This window comes from Streptantibioticus rubrisoli, from assembly GCF_024436055.1.
Lineage (GTDB): Bacteria > Actinomycetota > Actinomycetes > Streptomycetales > Streptomycetaceae > Streptantibioticus_A > Streptantibioticus_A rubrisoli.
The window spans coordinates 374,297-388,375 of record NZ_JANFNH010000001.1; the positions used below are offsets into that span (position 1 = coordinate 374,297).

General features: G+C 72.2%; 16 protein-coding genes. 9 read left to right on the plus strand and 7 right to left on the minus strand.

The window, feature by feature from the left end; genetic code table 11:
* Nucleotides 1-146: 146 nt before the first annotated feature.
* From NON19_RS01845 to NON19_RS01855, 3 genes are read left to right on the plus strand one after another with little or no spacing between them, the layout of a single operon-like run.
* Nucleotides 147-890 (plus strand): hypothetical protein, encoded by a 744-nt coding sequence (locus tag NON19_RS01845; protein WP_255924729.1) that lies wholly within the window; start codon nucleotides 147-149, stop codon nucleotides 888-890.
* 10 nt (nucleotides 891-900) lie between these two features.
* On the plus strand, nucleotides 901-1,560 hold the full coding sequence (locus NON19_RS01850; protein ID WP_255924730.1) for a hypothetical protein: 660 nt from the start codon (nucleotides 901-903) through the stop codon (nucleotides 1,558-1,560).
* Nucleotides 1,554-2,381 (plus strand): HTTM domain-containing protein, encoded by an 828-nt coding sequence (locus NON19_RS01855; RefSeq protein ID WP_255924731.1) that lies wholly within the window; start codon nucleotides 1,554-1,556, stop codon nucleotides 2,379-2,381. The genes NON19_RS01850 and NON19_RS01855 overlap by 7 nt, the downstream gene beginning before the upstream one ends.
* Nucleotides 2,382-2,613: 232 nt before the next feature.
* Here NON19_RS01855 and NON19_RS01860 read toward each other — a convergent pair whose 3' ends face one another.
* Nucleotides 2,614-2,976, minus strand: a complete 363-nt coding sequence (locus NON19_RS01860; protein ID WP_255924732.1) for an arsenate reductase family protein — start codon at nucleotides 2,974-2,976, stop codon at nucleotides 2,614-2,616.
* Between the two features lie 85 nt (nucleotides 2,977-3,061).
* On the opposite strand from NON19_RS01860, the gene NON19_RS01865 reads away from it, so the two are divergent.
* Together NON19_RS01865 and NON19_RS01870 are read left to right on the plus strand one after the other, a co-directional pair.
* Nucleotides 3,062-3,373 carry an ArsR/SmtB family transcription factor gene (locus NON19_RS01865; RefSeq protein ID WP_255924733.1) on the plus strand — a complete coding sequence of 104 codons (312 nt, stop codon included), beginning with the start codon at nucleotides 3,062-3,064 and terminating at the stop codon, nucleotides 3,371-3,373.
* Nucleotides 3,370-3,783, plus strand: a complete 414-nt coding sequence (locus NON19_RS01870) for an SRPBCC family protein (protein ID WP_255924734.1) — start codon at nucleotides 3,370-3,372, stop codon at nucleotides 3,781-3,783. The genes NON19_RS01865 and NON19_RS01870 overlap by 4 nt, the downstream gene beginning before the upstream one ends.
* 202 nt (nucleotides 3,784-3,985) lie before the next feature.
* On the opposite strand, the gene NON19_RS01875 is transcribed toward NON19_RS01870, so the two are convergent.
* The 3 genes from NON19_RS01875 to NON19_RS01885 all read right to left on the minus strand — a co-directional run bounded on the left by NON19_RS01875 (nucleotide 3,986) and on the right by NON19_RS01885 (nucleotide 6,535).
* On the minus strand, nucleotides 3,986-4,651 hold the full coding sequence (locus tag NON19_RS01875) for a DNA polymerase beta superfamily protein (protein ID WP_255924735.1): 666 nt from the start codon (nucleotides 4,649-4,651) through the stop codon (nucleotides 3,986-3,988).
* 100 nt (nucleotides 4,652-4,751) lie between these two features.
* Complete coding sequence (locus tag NON19_RS01880) at nucleotides 4,752-5,294, minus strand: cupin domain-containing protein (protein WP_255924736.1); 543 nt, start codon at nucleotides 5,292-5,294, stop codon at nucleotides 4,752-4,754.
* Between the two features lie 29 nt (nucleotides 5,295-5,323).
* Entirely contained in the window at nucleotides 5,324-6,535 is a 1,212-nt protein-coding gene (locus NON19_RS01885; protein ID WP_255924737.1) for a cytochrome P450, read from the minus strand.
* Nucleotides 6,536-7,026: 491 nt separating this feature from the next.
* Between NON19_RS01885 and accD the strand changes: the two genes are divergently transcribed.
* From accD to NON19_RS01900, 3 genes are all read left to right on the plus strand, one after another.
* The gene (gene accD / locus NON19_RS01890; protein WP_255924738.1) at nucleotides 7,027-8,730 is read left to right on the plus strand and encodes an acetyl-CoA carboxylase, carboxyltransferase subunit beta; all 1,704 of its coding nucleotides are present in this window, start codon (nucleotides 7,027-7,029) and stop codon (nucleotides 8,728-8,730) included.
* Nucleotides 8,731-8,749: 19 nt separating this feature from the next.
* Nucleotides 8,750-9,313 (plus strand): acetyl-CoA carboxylase biotin carboxyl carrier protein, encoded by a 564-nt coding sequence (gene accB / locus NON19_RS01895; protein WP_255924739.1) that lies wholly within the window; start codon nucleotides 8,750-8,752, stop codon nucleotides 9,311-9,313.
* 61 nt (nucleotides 9,314-9,374) lie between these two features.
* Nucleotides 9,375-10,754, plus strand: a complete 1,380-nt coding sequence (locus tag NON19_RS01900) for an acetyl-CoA carboxylase biotin carboxylase subunit (protein ID WP_255924740.1) — start codon at nucleotides 9,375-9,377, stop codon at nucleotides 10,752-10,754.
* On the opposite strand, the gene NON19_RS01905 is transcribed toward NON19_RS01900, so the two are convergent.
* Both NON19_RS01905 and NON19_RS01910 read right to left on the minus strand, forming a co-directional pair.
* Complete coding sequence (locus NON19_RS01905) at nucleotides 10,751-11,155, minus strand: hypothetical protein (RefSeq protein ID WP_255924741.1); 405 nt, start codon at nucleotides 11,153-11,155, stop codon at nucleotides 10,751-10,753. The two genes, NON19_RS01900 and NON19_RS01905, sit on opposite strands and share 4 nt — an antisense overlap.
* 170 nt (nucleotides 11,156-11,325) lie before the next feature.
* The gene (locus NON19_RS01910) at nucleotides 11,326-12,102 is read right to left on the minus strand and encodes an MBL fold metallo-hydrolase (protein WP_255924742.1); all 777 of its coding nucleotides are present in this window, start codon (nucleotides 12,100-12,102) and stop codon (nucleotides 11,326-11,328) included.
* A gap of 77 nt (nucleotides 12,103-12,179) precedes the next feature.
* Between NON19_RS01910 and NON19_RS01915 the strand changes: the two genes are divergently transcribed.
* Complete coding sequence (locus tag NON19_RS01915; RefSeq protein ID WP_255924743.1) at nucleotides 12,180-12,824, plus strand: CGNR zinc finger domain-containing protein; 645 nt, start codon at nucleotides 12,180-12,182, stop codon at nucleotides 12,822-12,824.
* A gap of 164 nt (nucleotides 12,825-12,988) precedes the next feature.
* Here the strand turns inward: NON19_RS01915 and NON19_RS01920 are convergent, their stop codons facing one another.
* A complete protein-coding gene (locus NON19_RS01920) occupies nucleotides 12,989-14,032 on the minus strand; it encodes a helix-turn-helix transcriptional regulator (RefSeq protein WP_255924744.1) in 1,044 nt (347 codons plus the stop codon).
* Nucleotides 14,033-14,079: the final 47 nt, after the last annotated feature.

The window sequence follows — 14,079 nt, forward strand, 5'->3', positions numbered from 1 at the left end:
TTTCCCTCCGGGTTCCAGGTAATGCAGCGGGAAAGGATTCGCCAACCCCCCAATATTCGGGGGGTGCTGAGGACCACGGCCCGGCGTGACACTGGTCGCCCGGTCCGGCATTCGGCTCCGGACCACGATGGACGGGAGAGTCCGTGATGACTGCCTCAGCATCGGCCGCCACGGCCCGGAGCGTGGACGTGGTGACCCTCCCGCCCGATGCCGCGGGGGTGGCGGACGGCGGCATGCTGCCGCCCGCGGGATCGGTGGTGCTCTGCGTGGGGGACGCCGCGGCGTCCTCGTGGCAGCAGCTCCGCGAGGCCGCGCTGCGCGGCGACTGGCAGGCTCTGCGGGACGCACCCGTTCCCGCACCGCCCGCGCCCGGTACCCGGCTGGTTGCCGCGTCGCCCTTGTTCGACCTGCTCTGCGCGGGCCACACGGTGGCGCGCGATCTGGCGCTTCCGCACGGCTGCCCGTTCCGGACGGTGACCTTCCCGTACACCGGCGGCCCGATCCGGGATGCGGACTTCCGTATCGTCGAGCACCCCGGCCGGGACGTGCCCGCGGTCGCGACGAGCTATCTCCTCCTGCGCCGCGCGCCGGAACTGACGCCGCTGGAGCGCCGGTTGCTCGAAAGCGTCGGTCCCGATGAGCGGCATCTCCACATGGGGCCGCGGGAACCGTGCCAGACGATCACGACGATGAACGTCATCACCAACAACATCGCGGCTGCGGCACAGGCCGCCGTCGACTGCAAGCACGGACGCGGCGGGTGCGGCATGAGCGAGAGCGACACGGTGCTGTCGGAGGCCGAGATCGAGGAGATCACGGGAGGGGCGGACGGACCCGCGGCCTCGGTGGCCGACCTGCTCGCCACGCGCCGACGCCACTTCTCCCGCTAGCGGATGCCCCGTGGGATCCGTCCTCGTGGCCGTCGTCCTGGCGCTGTGGCTGCTGCTGACCGTGGTGGGGGCGCTGCCCCGGACCGGCGGCGCGCTCCGGAAGCGGATCCCCGCCTGGTTCGCCCCGCTGCTGCCGTCCTGGACGTTCTTCGCGCCGAACCCGGCGACGAAGGACAAGGTGCAGATGTACCGGGACATCCTCGCCAACGGCTCCGTCAGCCCCCTGCGCCTGGTCCTGCCAGAAGGCGGGGCGCGGGGCCGGGCGGGCAAGGCGCTGTTCGACGCCGCCTCGCACCTGACGCAGGGGGCCGCGAGGGGCCGGGAGGAGGAGCCGGACACGCGGGTCCGGGACGCCCGGCTGATGATCGGCACCCCGTATCTGCTGCTGCTCAACCGGGCCGCCGCGGCGCCGCACGACGCGGCCGCCGTCGCCTTCGAGTTCGTCATCGTCCACGCCAGCCTGCGGGAGGAGGATCCGCAGGTGGTCTTCGTCTCGGCGGTGCACCGTCTGGAGACGGCCGTCGGCCGCGCGCAGCCGGGGATGTGGGAGCCCGGCGCGCCGGAGCCCAGCGCACGTAAGCCCAGTGCGCGTGAGCCCGGTGAGCAGCCGACCGCCACCGGGGAGGCCGGGCCGCGCCGGGTCGGCGCACGGAAAGGGACCCGATGCTGAACGAGACCGTCATGCTGCACGGGACCATCACACTGACCGAGACCGGGGCAGCCCGGGCGATCCTGGCCGTCGCTGGCAGCGGGCTGGCGGTGTCGGCGGCGCGTGATCTGCGCCAGGCCCGCGAGTTCGGCGAGGGCGGCGCGCTGGCGTGGTCCGTGGTCGGGGCGCACCCGCACCGCTGCCCGGCCGTGGTGCGCGGGCTCTTCGTCTGGGAGCGGTACCGAGCGGTGCTGGCCGTCCAGTGCGCGGCGGGCCTCGCCGCCCCGGTCGTGGCGGCGCTGTCCACAGGTGGCTCCGCCGTGCTCGCCTGTCTGCTGCTGTCCACCCTGCTGCTGGGTCTGCACCGCAGTGACTTCGGCACCGACGGGGCGGACCAGATGGCCGCCCTGTGCCTGCTCACCGCCGCCGTGACGCTGATCACCGGCGGCACGGTCGGCCGCCTCTGCCTCGCCTTCCTCGCTGGCCAGTTGGTGCTGAGCTATCTGATCGCCGGGGTGGCGAAGGCGGTCTCGCCGATGTGGCGCGACGGCTCGTGCCTCGCGCAGATCCTCTCCACCCGGGCCTATGGTTCGCCCCGGGTGGCCGCGGCCCTGCGCGCCCGGCCACACCTGGGGTTCCTGCTCGCGTGGGGCGTCATGGCGCTGGAGGTGACGTTCTGGCTCACCCTGGTCCTGCCGGAGGCCCCGCGCTGGGGGTTCCTCGCCGCCGGTGCGGTGATGCACCTCGGCATCGCGGTCACCATGGGGCTGAGCACGTTCGTCTTCGCCTTCACCGGGGCGTACCCGGCTCTGCTGTTCACGGCCGCGGCGCTCACCGGGTGAGCGGCGGGCGGCGCGGGGGCCGTCGTCCGAACCGTGCCGACCGGGCGGCGGACCCGGACGGCACCCGGCCGTCGGAGCCTGAGCGGCCGGACTGGAGACCGGCCGTCGGAGCCTGAGCGGCGAGACTGGAGCCCGGACACGTCACCCCCGCCGGACTGACCGGGTAGGCCGGACCGGCACCACCCGGGCGTCCACGAGCGGCGGCCCTGGTTCGGGGCAGCCGCCGAATCCCCTACTTGCGGGCCAGCGCGTCCCGTACCGCCTCTTCGGTGCGGGCCACCGACGCGGTGCCGTCGTCGGCGGTGATGATCGGGCGCTGGATGAGCCGGGGGTGCGCGGCCAGCGCCTCGATCCAGCGGTCGCGTCCGGCCGCGTCCCGCGGCCAGTCCTTCAGGCCCAGCTCCTTGGCGTCCGGCTCCTGGGTGCGGGTGATGTCCCAGGGCTCCAGGCCCAGCCTGTCCAGGACCTCGCGCAGCTCCTGGGCGCTGGGCGGATCCTCCAGGTAGCGGCGGACGGTGTAGTCGGCGCCCGCTTCGTCCAGCAGGTTGATCGCCGATCGGCACTTGGAGCAGGCGGGGTTGATCCAGATTTCCATGGGCACACCCTAGACGCCCGGCCTCCGGCACTCGACGCGTCGGAAATCTTTGACGCGTCGGGATTTTCCGACGTATGGTGGCGCCGTGCCGACAGACGTCTTCAGCGCACTGTCCAACCCCGTGCGCCGCAAGCTGCTCGAATCACTGCGCGAGGGACCGCGCGCGGTCAACGACCTGGCCAGCCAGTTCTCGTTGAGCCGCCCAGCGGTCTCCGAGCACCTGCAGGTGCTGCGCCACGCCCACCTCGTACGGGAGGAGCCGAGGGGCCGCCAGCGGTACTACCACCTCGTGGCGGAGCCCCTCGCGCAGGTGCAGGAATGGCTGCACCCCTTTGAGCACTACTGGCGCGAACGCATGCGCTCGCTGCGCGACCTACTCGACGAGGAGAACCCGTGACCGACCCCGCTGTCATCCACTGCGACCAGTTCCTGGCCCATCCGCCCGCCGTGGTGTGGCGGGCGCTGACCGATCCGCAGTGGCACGCCCGCTGGTGGGCGGCGGGCGACGTCAGGCCCGTGGTCGGCCACCGCTTCACCCTGGACATGGGGCCCTGGGGACACCAGCCGTGTGAGGTGATCGCGGTGGAGCCCGAGCGGCTGCTGCGCTACAGCTTCGCCGAGGGCTCGCTGGACACCACCATCACCTGGCGGCTGGAACCCGAGGGCAACGGCACCCGCCTGTTCCTCGAACACGCCGGATTCGACCTTGACTCGCCCATGGGCAAGCAGGCGTTCGACGGCATGGGCGGCGGCTGGCCCGGTGTGCTGCGCGGCATCGGCCCGGCACTGGATGGCCTGACGGCCTGAGAGATCGCCTTGGGTGACCGGCTGGCCCGACCAAGTCCCGCCGGACACGCCCTGAGCAGGTCGGGCGATGTCCGCTGCGGCTCGGTGGCGCCCTGAAGGGGCGCGGGGCTGTGTTCATGTGCGGCTCCGGCGCGTGGGCGCGACCACCCACCATGGCGCCGCGGACGATCGACGGCACATCGCCGCACTCCCAGCGGACCGCTCAGTTCCTCGCGTACAGCGCGGCGCGCACCGTGCGCAGCCAGGCTTCGGCGGCGGCCTCGTCGGGGGCCTCGGGCAGGGCGCCCGGACGGGCGAACCGGTCCTCGGCGCGGGACAGCAGCGGCAGCGCGTGGTCCGGTTCCGCGGCGATGCGCACCCCCAGGGCGCGGACCCGGTCGGGGTCGGCGAGCCGGATGGTCAGGTGCCCGGTGCGGTGGAGTTCCGCGCCCTGTTCCAGCAGCCGCACCAGGTGCCGGGCGTGCTTCTCGGAGCGCTTGCGGCCTTGCGCGCCCGCCCGCGCCCGCAGCTTCCGGAACTGCTGGGCGGCGTAACCGAGATACGAGTCGCGCACCGCCCCCGCCGACAGAAACGCCCGGCGGATGCCGATCAGTTCGTCCCCGAGCGCGGTGCGCACCTCGTACAACTCGTCCGGCAGCCAGATGAGTTCGGTCACCGTCGGGTTGCCGCTCAGCGCGAGGCGGCAGTACTTGGCCGCCTCGTGCAGGGTGCGGTCGGGCCTGGTGGTGACATGGGACTCCGCCGGGCGGCGCAGGCCGTGGAACGCCACGGTGGGCGCGGCGAAGACGCCGAGCCGGTCGATGTCGGACCCCTCGTGGGCCAGGCCGTACGCGGTGGAGCCGACGGTGCCGGACAACAGGACGTGCATGGTGCTCCGTTGCGGGTCGATGGGCAGGAGGAGTAAGACGACCCAGGCGCGCGAATGGTTGCGCCGTTGGCCGTACCTCCTGCCACGCCCTCGCCGGAGGTCACCGGTGGCGGGTGCGCAGCGGTGTCAGCTGGTGGATGTCGTACGCCGCGCGCAGTTCGGCGATGGCGGCCATGTCCGGCGGACCGTCGCACGACAGGATCTCCAGCAACTCCTCGAAGTAGCGTTCGTGCGCGGGCGGCGGCGAGGCCTGGAAGAGCATCCTGGCCTCCTTGTCCGTCGGATTGGCGAACGCGTGCGGACACCCCGGCGGCACATGGGCCACCGTTCCCGGTGTGCCCCGTACCGGTCGCATGCCGGAGGGGGACTCCCAGCCGCGCCAACCGTCCGGGGTGCGCACCTTGGGCTCGAAGGCCAGCAGGTCCAGCTCGCCCTCCAGCACGTAGAACAACTCCTCGCTGTTGGCGTGCACATGGGCGCCCACGTCGAACCCCGGGGGTACGACGACCTCGAACAGCGAGCCCACCGTGCTGCGTTCGCCGGTGACCTTGAAGGTGACCTCCTGGGCGCCGGTCACCAGCGTCCGGCCCTCGCCCGGCGCCACCACCAGCCCGTCCAACGCGTTCAGCGTGAGCGTGCTCATCGTGTCCTCACCTCACTTCACGGGTCGCGTCACCAGGTCACTGGTAGCGCCTGCGGGCCGCGGATCAGCTCACCGCGACGCCACTGGATCTCCTCCGGCGCGACCGCGAGCTCCAGACCGGGGAACCGGTCCAGCAGCGCGCGGAGCATCACCTCGGACTCCATCCGTGCCAGCGACGCCCCCACGCAGTAGTGGGGGCCGTTGCCGAACGCCAGGTGCGGATTGAAGTCACGGTCGAAGTCGAGGGCGTGCGGCTCGGCGAACCGCTCCGGGTCCCGGTTGGCCGCCAGGTACGAGGCGTACACCGGTTCGCCGCAGCGGATCGTCACCTCGCCGTACCGGATGTCCTCGGTCGCCACCCGGGCCATGCCCACCGCGTTGCGGTGCGGGATGAACCGCAGCAGTTCCTCGACGGCCTGCGGCAGCAGCTCCGGCTCACGGCGCAGCCGGGCGTGCTGCTCCGGATGGGTGAGCAGCAGATAGATCATGTTGGCGCTGTTGAACCGCACCGAGTTCATCCCGCTGATCTGCATCAGCACCGCGAAGGCCACCAGTTCCCGGCGGCTGAGCCCGCCCTCGCGCTCCGCGGCGACCATATGGCTGAGCAGGTCGTCCCGCGGTGACCGCCCTCGCTCGGTGGCCAGCGCGTCGAAGTACTCGCCGATCTCTTCCTTGGCCTGCTCGCTGACCGCGCGGCCGATGCCCGCGGAGATCACCTTGCGGGTCCAGTCGGCCATCTTCGGCCAGTCCTCCTCGGGCACGCCCATCAACTCGCTCATCCCGGCGAGGGAGAACGGCGTGTTGAGGTGCTCCATCACATCGGCGGGCGGCCCGCACCGCTCCATCCCGTCCAGCAACCGGTTCACGATCTGCTCGGCGCGCGGCCGCAGTTGGGCGATGCGCCGGGTGGTGAACACCTTCGACACCGTCTTGCGCAGCCTGGTGTGCTCCGGCGGATCGGCGAACCCCACCGCGTCGTCGAGCGGGATGAAGTGCGGGGCGAGCCGGGTGACGTCCCGCCCGACCAGGGCCTGCCTGCTCAACCGCGGGTCGCAGGTGACGAACTTGACGTCCTCGTACTTCGCCGCCAGCCAGGCCTCTCCCTCGCCGTGCGGCAGCTTGACCCGGGCCAGCGAGCCCTGCGCCAGCGTCTGCTCCATGAAGGGGTCGAAGTCGAGGCCCGGCACGTCCTCCACGTTCCAGAAGCGCGCTTGGGGCGGGTCCTTCGGCTGGCTGCTCATGGGATGCCTCCGGGCTTGCGTCGCGGACGGTACCGGGTCCGCCTGGTCGCAGGGGTGCTTCGCGGCGTCCGCGATGGGCACCCGACGGGCGATTCAGAGGGGGATCAGACAGGGGATCAGAGCGGATCGGACGAACGCGTCGACACGGTGCGGCCCTGGCCGGGCCAGGGGAAATGTCACCCTTGGCACCGTTTCAGGCGCGGATATCTTCCGTCACCATACGGCAGCCCGCCGGGGTCCGCATGCGCACCTGCGGGCCGCGCACCCCGGCCGGACACGCCCGGGGTACTCCGGTTGCCGCACACCGGGGCCCGGCGCATCATGATCGATGACAACGATATCCAGGACAGCGGTCGTGGTGGGCCGAGCCCCCGTATCAGGTGAGGAACGGCGCACGCACGTCCGCCAAGGCGTTCGGCGGTGTCCCATGTCGCCGGACGTCGTCCGTCGGCCCGCGGAGACGACCGCGGGCCGCAACCCCGGAGATCGCGATGCTCCCTACCGAACCGCAACCCACCACCACCACCCAACCGCCCCTGGAAACCACGGGAGTTGACTGGGCGCGCTGCGGCCAGTGCCGAACCATCGTGTACGGCCGCCGGTTCGCCCGTGCCGCCAACACCTGCCCGGACTGCGGCTGGCACGCGCCGCTGACCGCCGCCGAGCGCCTGGAGTGGCTGCTGGGCCGGGAAGGCGCGCGCTGCGTACGGCCGGGGCGCACCGCCGACGATCCACTGGGCTTCACCGACTCCAGGCCCTATGCGCAGCGCCTGGAGCAGGCCAGGGACCAGATCGGCATCCCCTGCGCCGTCCTGGTCGGACAGGGCCGGATCGACGGCTGCCCGGTCGTGGTGGCGGCGATGGACTTCCGGTTCATGGGCGGCAGCATGGGCAGCGCCGAGGGCGAGGCGATCACCGCGGCGGCCGAACACGCCCTGGAAAACCGGATTCCGCTGGTCTTGGTGACCGCCTCCGGCGGGGCGCGGATGCAGGAGGGCGTGTACTCCCTTCTCCAGATGGCCAAGACCGCGCAGGCACTCGCCGCCCTGGACGAGGCAGGGATCCTCACCGTCAGCCTGATCACCGACCCCACCTACGGCGGTGTCGCGGCCTCCTTCGCCACCCTCACCGACATCGTCATCGCCGAACCGGGCGCGCGGCTCGGCTTCGCCGGACCGCGGGTGATCGAGCAGACCATCGGTCAGAAACTGCCGGACGGTTTCCAGACCGCCGAGTTCCTGCTCGCCCAGGGGCTCATCGACGCCGTGGTGCCCCGCTCACGTCAACGCGAGGTGCTGGCCACCTTGTTGCGCGCGTGCGACAGCCGCGTGAGCCGGGCCCCGGCGGTGGACGGTGAGCACCCGATCGTCACCGACCCCGCGCGACTGACCCGGCGCCCGGCGTGGGACGTGGTCCAGTTGGCCCGGGACATCAACCGGCCCACCACTCGCGACTACCTCAGCCACATGCTGGACGGCGACGGCTTCCTCGAACTGCACGGCGACCGGCTCAGCGGTGACTGCCCGGCGGTCGTCGGCGGCCTCGGCACCCTCGACGGCCGGCCCCTGGTCATCGTCGGCACCCAAAAGGGCCACAGTACGAAGGAGTTGGCCGACCACTCCTTCGGCATGGCCACGCCCGACGGCTACCGCAAGGCGGCCAGGATGATGCGGCTCGCCGCCAAGCTCGGGCTGCCGGTGCTGGCGCTGATCGACACACCGGGCGCCCACCCCGGCATCGAGGCCGAGGAACACGGGCAGGCGGTGGCGATCGCCGAGAACCTGCGGCTGATGGCCTCCTTGCCCGTGCCGTTGGTCGCGGTGGTCACCGGCGAGGGCGGCAGCGGCGGAGCGCTCGCGCTGTCGGTCTGCGACCGGGTGCTGATCTGCCAGAACGCCGTGTACTCGGTGATCAGCCCGGAAGGGTGCGCGGCGATCCTGTGGCACGACCGCGGCTCGGCCCCGGTCGCAGCGGAGGCCCTGCGCCTTGACGCCCGGTCACTGATGGAACACCAGCTCGTGGACGGAGTGGTACCGGAGCCGGAGGACGGCGCCCACACCGACCACGCACAGGCCGCCGACCTACTACGGCGGGCCGTCTCACACTGCCTGGACGAACTGTCGGGCAAGGGCGGCGAACAACTCATCCGGGACCGCAGAGCGCGGTTCCGGGGCATCGGAGCCCCAGCCGGATGATCCCAGGGAAAGGATGGTCATGACAGATTCGGTGCCACGGCTCGAAGCACGCCACGGCGGCCACGACGGGCTGGGCAAGGCCAGCTACGGCCCGGACGGCCTGGCCAGGAACGGCCCCGCCCACTCGGTCGAGCGGCTGGCGGAGACCGCGTCCCGGCTGGCCACGATGGTGAACGCCCCCTTGAGACGGGTCCGCATCCAGTACGGCGAGGCGCTGGTCGAGTTGGAGTGGCCGCAGGACCACCCCGCGCCCAGCGAGGCACCCGCCGCGCCCGCCCGCCCCGCGGCCGCGGCGGAGGAACCCGCCGCGCCCGGCGAGGTGGGCGACCGGCACCACCACATCACCGCGCCGATGGTCGGCAACTTCTACCGCGCCCCGGAACCCGGCGCACCGCCGTTCGTCAATGTCGGCGACCTGGTGGAACAGGGGCAGGACATCGGAATCGTGGAGGCCATGAAGCTGATGAACCCCGTCCAGGCCGAACGCGCCGGCCGGGTGGCCGCCGTACTGGTCGAGGACGGCCAACCGGTGGAGTACGGCCAGCCCCTGATCGCGCTCGAACCGGTCGACGAAGCCGAGTGACGGACGCGGCGACCGACCACGCGGCATGACAAGGCGGCCCACCGCCTGCGGAGGGAGCACCATGTTCAGGACCGTATTGATCGCCAACCGCGGTGAGATAGCCGTGCGGGTGGTGCGTGCCTGCCGGGAGTTGGGCATCCGCAGCGTGGTGGTGCACTCCACCGCGGACCGCGAGTCCGAGGCGCTGCGGCTGGCCGACGACGCGGTGCAGATCGGCCCGGCACCGGCGCGCCGAAGTTACCTCAACCCGGCGGCGGTGATGTCCGCCGCCCTACGGGTGGGTGCCGACGCGATCCACCCGGGGTACGGGTTCTTGTCTGAGGACCCGGACTTCGCGGAGATCTGCTCGGCGTACGGGGTGACCTTCATCGGGCCACCGGCCGGGCTCATGCGGCAGTTGGGGGACAAGGCCGAGGCGCGCCGCATGATGGCGCGCGCCGGTCTGCCCACCCTGCCCGGCAGCGACGGCGCCGTGCTGGACGAGGCCACCGCCCAGAAGGTCGCGCAGGACATCGGGTTCCCGTTGATCATCAAGGCGGTGGCCGGTGGCGGCGGCCGGGGCATGACCGTCGTCCACGACCCCGAGGACCTGGTCCCGGCGTACCGCAGGACGCACGCCGACGCGGTGGCGCTGTTCGGCGACGGCCGGGTCTACATGGAGCGGTACATAGCGACCGCGCGCCATGTCGAGGTGCAGGTGATCGCCGACGGCCAGCACAACGCGATCCATCTGGGCGAGCGGGACTGCTCGGTGCAGCGGCGCCACCAGAAGCTGCTGGAGGAGACCCCAGCGCCCAACCTGCCCGCCGAAATCACCGAGCGCATGAACGAGATGGCGGTGCAGGGGGTGCGGGCGCTCGGTTACACCGGCGCCGGTACCTTCGAGTTCCTGGTGGACGACGACGGCCGCTTCACCTTCATGGAGATCAACTGCCGTATACAGGTGGAGCATCCGGTCACCGAGCAGGTCACCGGCATCGACCTGGTGCAGGAACAGATCAAGGTGGCGGCGGGACTTCCGCTCTCGCTCACCCAGCAGGACGTGAACCGCAACGGCGCGGCCATCGAGTGCCGGGTGAACACCGAGGACCCGGAGCGCGACTTCGCGCCCACCGCCGGTACGTTGACCGACTACCGGCCGCCCGGTGGGCCGTTCACCAGGGTGGACTCGCATGCCTTCACCGGTTGGCGGGTGCCCTCCGACTACGACTCGCTGCTGGCGAAGGTCGTGGTGTGGGCCCCGGACCGGCAGCGGGCACTGGTCCGGATGGACCGGGCGCTCGCCGAGATGGTGGTCGACGGGCCGGGAGTGTGCACCACCTCCGAATTCCTGCGCAAGGTACTGGCGGACAGCGCTTTTCGCGCGGGCAGTCACACGACGTCCATCGTCTCCCAGATGGCCGCCGCCGAACGCGGCCGCGCGGTGCTCGAGTGCGGCTAGGTCCGGGATCTGCCGCGGTGTTGCAGCGCGTCCACCGCGGTGACGCCGAGGGCGCCGAGCAGGCTGACGTTGGTCAGGAACGCGTTGCGGTGGGCAGCGCGGCGGCCCTCGTCGTCCTCGGTCCAGAACGGGTGGACGGCGGCCGTGGCGCCCATCAGGCACAGACCCAGGACGACGGTGCCGGCCACCGGGGCCGCCCCGGTGGCCAGCGCGACCGCCCCCGCCAGCATCGCCGACGCGGTGGCGCTGGTGGCCGCCCGCCCACGCGGCACGCCCAGCCGCTCCACCGCGTGCGGCAGATGCCCGGGGTTGCGCAGCGCGCTGACCCCGCCGACGAGGAAGCTGCTGGCGAGCAGCGAACGCGCGGTCCAACGGCAGGCGATGACGGCACGGTGACGCATCACGTGGTCCTCCCAACACGTGCTCAGCTCTCGCTACCCGTTCAGCATCACCACCCGACGGCCGTGCGGCACGCCGGACTACGCCAACAGGCCGAGACCAGTGGCGAAGTGATCACCGGTTGTGTGGCCGCGGCGAAACCGGGCAGTCGCCGCCATCGTCCGCCACCGGCTCAGACCGACCCCAGTTCCAGGCGGTCCCGCAGCCCGGCCGCCGTGAAGGCGTCGACCAGATGGGTGCGGCCCTCGGTGAAGTGGCCCCAGCTGTCGAAGTGGACGGGGACGACGCGTCGGGCGGCGAGTATGGCGGCGGCCTCGGCGGCCTGGGCGCTGTCGAGGGTGAGCAGGGCGCCGTCGAACAGCCGGGTGCGGGCGGCGCCCGCGAAGAGCACGGCGGTGTCCACCGGGCCGAGGCGATCGGCGATCTGCCGGACCAGGGCCAACGAGGCGTTGTCGCCGCTGACGTAGACGGTGGGCAGGTCCGGGGCGGTCAGAACGAATCCGACCACCTCGCCGATGACGGGTTCGCAGCCGTCCGGTCCGTGCTGGGCGGGGGTGGCGGTCACGGTCAGGGTGCCGCCGTCGGGGCGGGGCAGGTCGATGGCCTCCCAGGGGGCCAGGCCCCGGGCGGTGCCGCCGAGCCGGTGCGCGCCGCCGCGGGTGGTGAGGACCAGGGGGACGTCGGCCAGCAGCGCACGGCCCGAGTGGTCGAGGTTGTCGGGGTGCTCGTCGTGCGAGAGCAAGACCACGTCGAGCGGGCCGAGTTCGGTGGGGTGGACGCGGGCTGGGGCGGTCTTGGTGAGGACGTAGCCGTTGCCCCGGGGGTACTCGCCTGGCTCGTCGAAGGCGGGATCGGTGAGGAACCGCAGGCCGCCGTACTCGATCAGGGCGGTCGGACCGCCGTAGACGCTGACGGGGATCTGCTCGGAGGGCGTGCTGGTCTCGGACATCGTTTCCTCACGGGTAAATGAGAGTTTTTCCGTGAGAGGAAGCTAGTCGAGCCTCACGGAGAAACGCAAGGCTTAACATGAGAAGCGTGAAGGAGACCGCAACCGGCAAGCCCGTCCACCCCGCCCCGCCACCCGCACCGGGTGCGGAGCAGTACCGCGCGCTGGACTTCGCCAACACCGCGCTCGCCCTGCCAGGCGGCCAGTTCCTGGACCTGCTCGGCTCTCCCGAGGCGGCGAAGCGGTGGCTGGCCGAGCGCGACCTCGCTCCGTCCGACGCCGAACTGCACGAGGTGTGCGCGGCCCGCCTGCGCGCCCTGCGGGACCAACTGCGCGAACTGCTCACCTCCCGGATCGACGCCCGCCCCGCGCCGGACAACGCACTACGCGCCGTCAACGACGCACTCGTCGGCGCTCCCGCGGTCGCGCTGCTGCGCTGGGACCCCGAACAGGGCCTGCATCGGGTCCAGGCTCATCCCACCGACCAGATCGTCGACCACGCCCTCGCGGTCCTCGCGGCAGACGCCGCCGATCTGCTCACCGGCCCCGACGCCGAACGGCTCGCAGCCTGCGACTCGCCGCCCTGCCAGCGCTACCTGCTGCGCACCCACGCCCGGCGCCACTGGTGCTCGGTGCGCTGCGGCGACCGCGCCCGCGCGGCCCGCGCCTACGCCCGACGCACTCAGGGCAAGCACCCTGACGCCGACTCCAACGCGGCTCGCTAGCCAGGCCGTTGGCGCGCCCGGCCGCCAGCGGACCGCGTACGAACCGGAACCACAGCGGGTGCGGCCTCACCAGCTCCCGCTCTCAACGGCCGCCGGGCCGCCGGGAGTTGCGGTCGGCGCGGGCACACGGGGTGTGCGGGCGGCGACGTAGCCTCGGCCGACGCTCAGCCCGCTGTGCCCTGGCGGCCCGGTACATCGTGGTGGGCGGGCGACTCGACGGGCACCTCGTCGACCGCGGCCGGAGCCGACGCGCCGTACAGCGCCACCACCTCGGCCGCGGCGGCGGCGAGTTCCGCGCGGGCGGCGGGCGGCGAGATGACCTCGATGGCACCGCCGAGGCACAGCAGGGCGCGAACGGCGGTGAGGGAACGCAGCCCGAGGTCGACACGGGCCCAGCCGGGATCACCCTCGGCAGGCGTGGGCGGGGCGACGAGATTGGCGGCGAACAAGCGCTGCAGCAACTCCGTGCGATCCAGCCGGACCCGGCAGCGCACGGTGACCTCGTCGGGCAGCTTCTCCACCCGGTCCCGCAACTGCGCCCACACACACGCCAGATCCTGCCGCGGGCGGCGACGCACCGGCTCGGCCGTGACGGTGGCGGCTTGCACGCGGTCGCTACGGAACAGGCGCGGCTCGCCGTCCCGATCGGCGACCAGATACCAAACGCCCGCCTTGCTGACCAGCCCATAGGGATCGACGGTGTAACTGCGCGGCTCACGGGCGGAGCTGCTGCGGTAGGTCAGGCGAAGCCGCCGGTCGGTGAAGACGGCACGCTGCAGTTCGGCGAGGTCGGCATCGGCCTTGCCGCCGTGCATCCAGCGCACCGGATCGACCAGGACGCGCTGACTGGTGCGCTCGGCGTCATCGCGGTGCGGCGCGGGCAGCGCGGCCATCACCTTGCGCAACGCCGACCGTATCGCCTCGCCCAGGCCCAGTGCGTCGTGCGTGCCCTCGGCCGCGAGCACGAACAGCGCCCGCGCCTCGTCGTTGGTCAGCCCCGTGACGTCGGTACGAAAGCCGGGCAGCAGCCGGATGCCGCCGCCGCGCCCGCGCTCGGTCCACACCGGCACCCCCGCGGCGCACAGCGCGTCCACGTCGCGGTAGATGGTGCGTACCGAGACCTCAAGACGCTCGGCGAGTTCGGCGGCGGAGGCCCGGCCGCGGGTCTGCAGGAACAGCAGGATCGACAACAGTCGGTCGGCTTTCACGGAAACCGAGCATAAAACCTGACGCCAGGTGTCAAGTTTGGGCGGCA

Coding starts and splice junctions, on each gene's coding strand:
- NON19_RS01860 (WP_255924732.1), bottom strand. CDS start 2,976: ATGGAAATCTGGATCAACCCCGCCTGCTCCAAGTGCCGATCGGCGATC.
- accB (WP_255924739.1), top strand. CDS start 8,750: ATGACAGATTCGGTGCCACGGCTCGAAGCACGCCACGGCGGCCACGAC.
- NON19_RS01880 (WP_255924736.1), bottom strand. CDS start 5,294: ATGAGCACGCTCACGCTGAACGCGTTGGACGGGCTGGTGGTGGCGCCG.
- accD (WP_255924738.1), top strand. CDS start 7,027: ATGCTCCCTACCGAACCGCAACCCACCACCACCACCCAACCGCCCCTG.
- NON19_RS01875 (WP_255924735.1), bottom strand. CDS start 4,651: ATGCACGTCCTGTTGTCCGGCACCGTCGGCTCCACCGCGTACGGCCTG.
- NON19_RS01900 (WP_255924740.1), top strand. CDS start 9,375: ATGTTCAGGACCGTATTGATCGCCAACCGCGGTGAGATAGCCGTGCGG.
- NON19_RS01855 (WP_255924731.1), top strand. CDS start 1,554: ATGCTGAACGAGACCGTCATGCTGCACGGGACCATCACACTGACCGAG.
- NON19_RS01915 (WP_255924743.1), top strand. CDS start 12,180: ATGAGAAGCGTGAAGGAGACCGCAACCGGCAAGCCCGTCCACCCCGCC.
- NON19_RS01910 (WP_255924742.1), bottom strand. CDS start 12,102: ATGTCCGAGACCAGCACGCCCTCCGAGCAGATCCCCGTCAGCGTCTAC.
- NON19_RS01905 (WP_255924741.1), bottom strand. CDS start 11,155: ATGCGTCACCGTGCCGTCATCGCCTGCCGTTGGACCGCGCGTTCGCTG.
- NON19_RS01885 (WP_255924737.1), bottom strand. CDS start 6,535: ATGAGCAGCCAGCCGAAGGACCCGCCCCAAGCGCGCTTCTGGAACGTG.
- NON19_RS01845 (WP_255924729.1), top strand. CDS start 147: ATGACTGCCTCAGCATCGGCCGCCACGGCCCGGAGCGTGGACGTGGTG.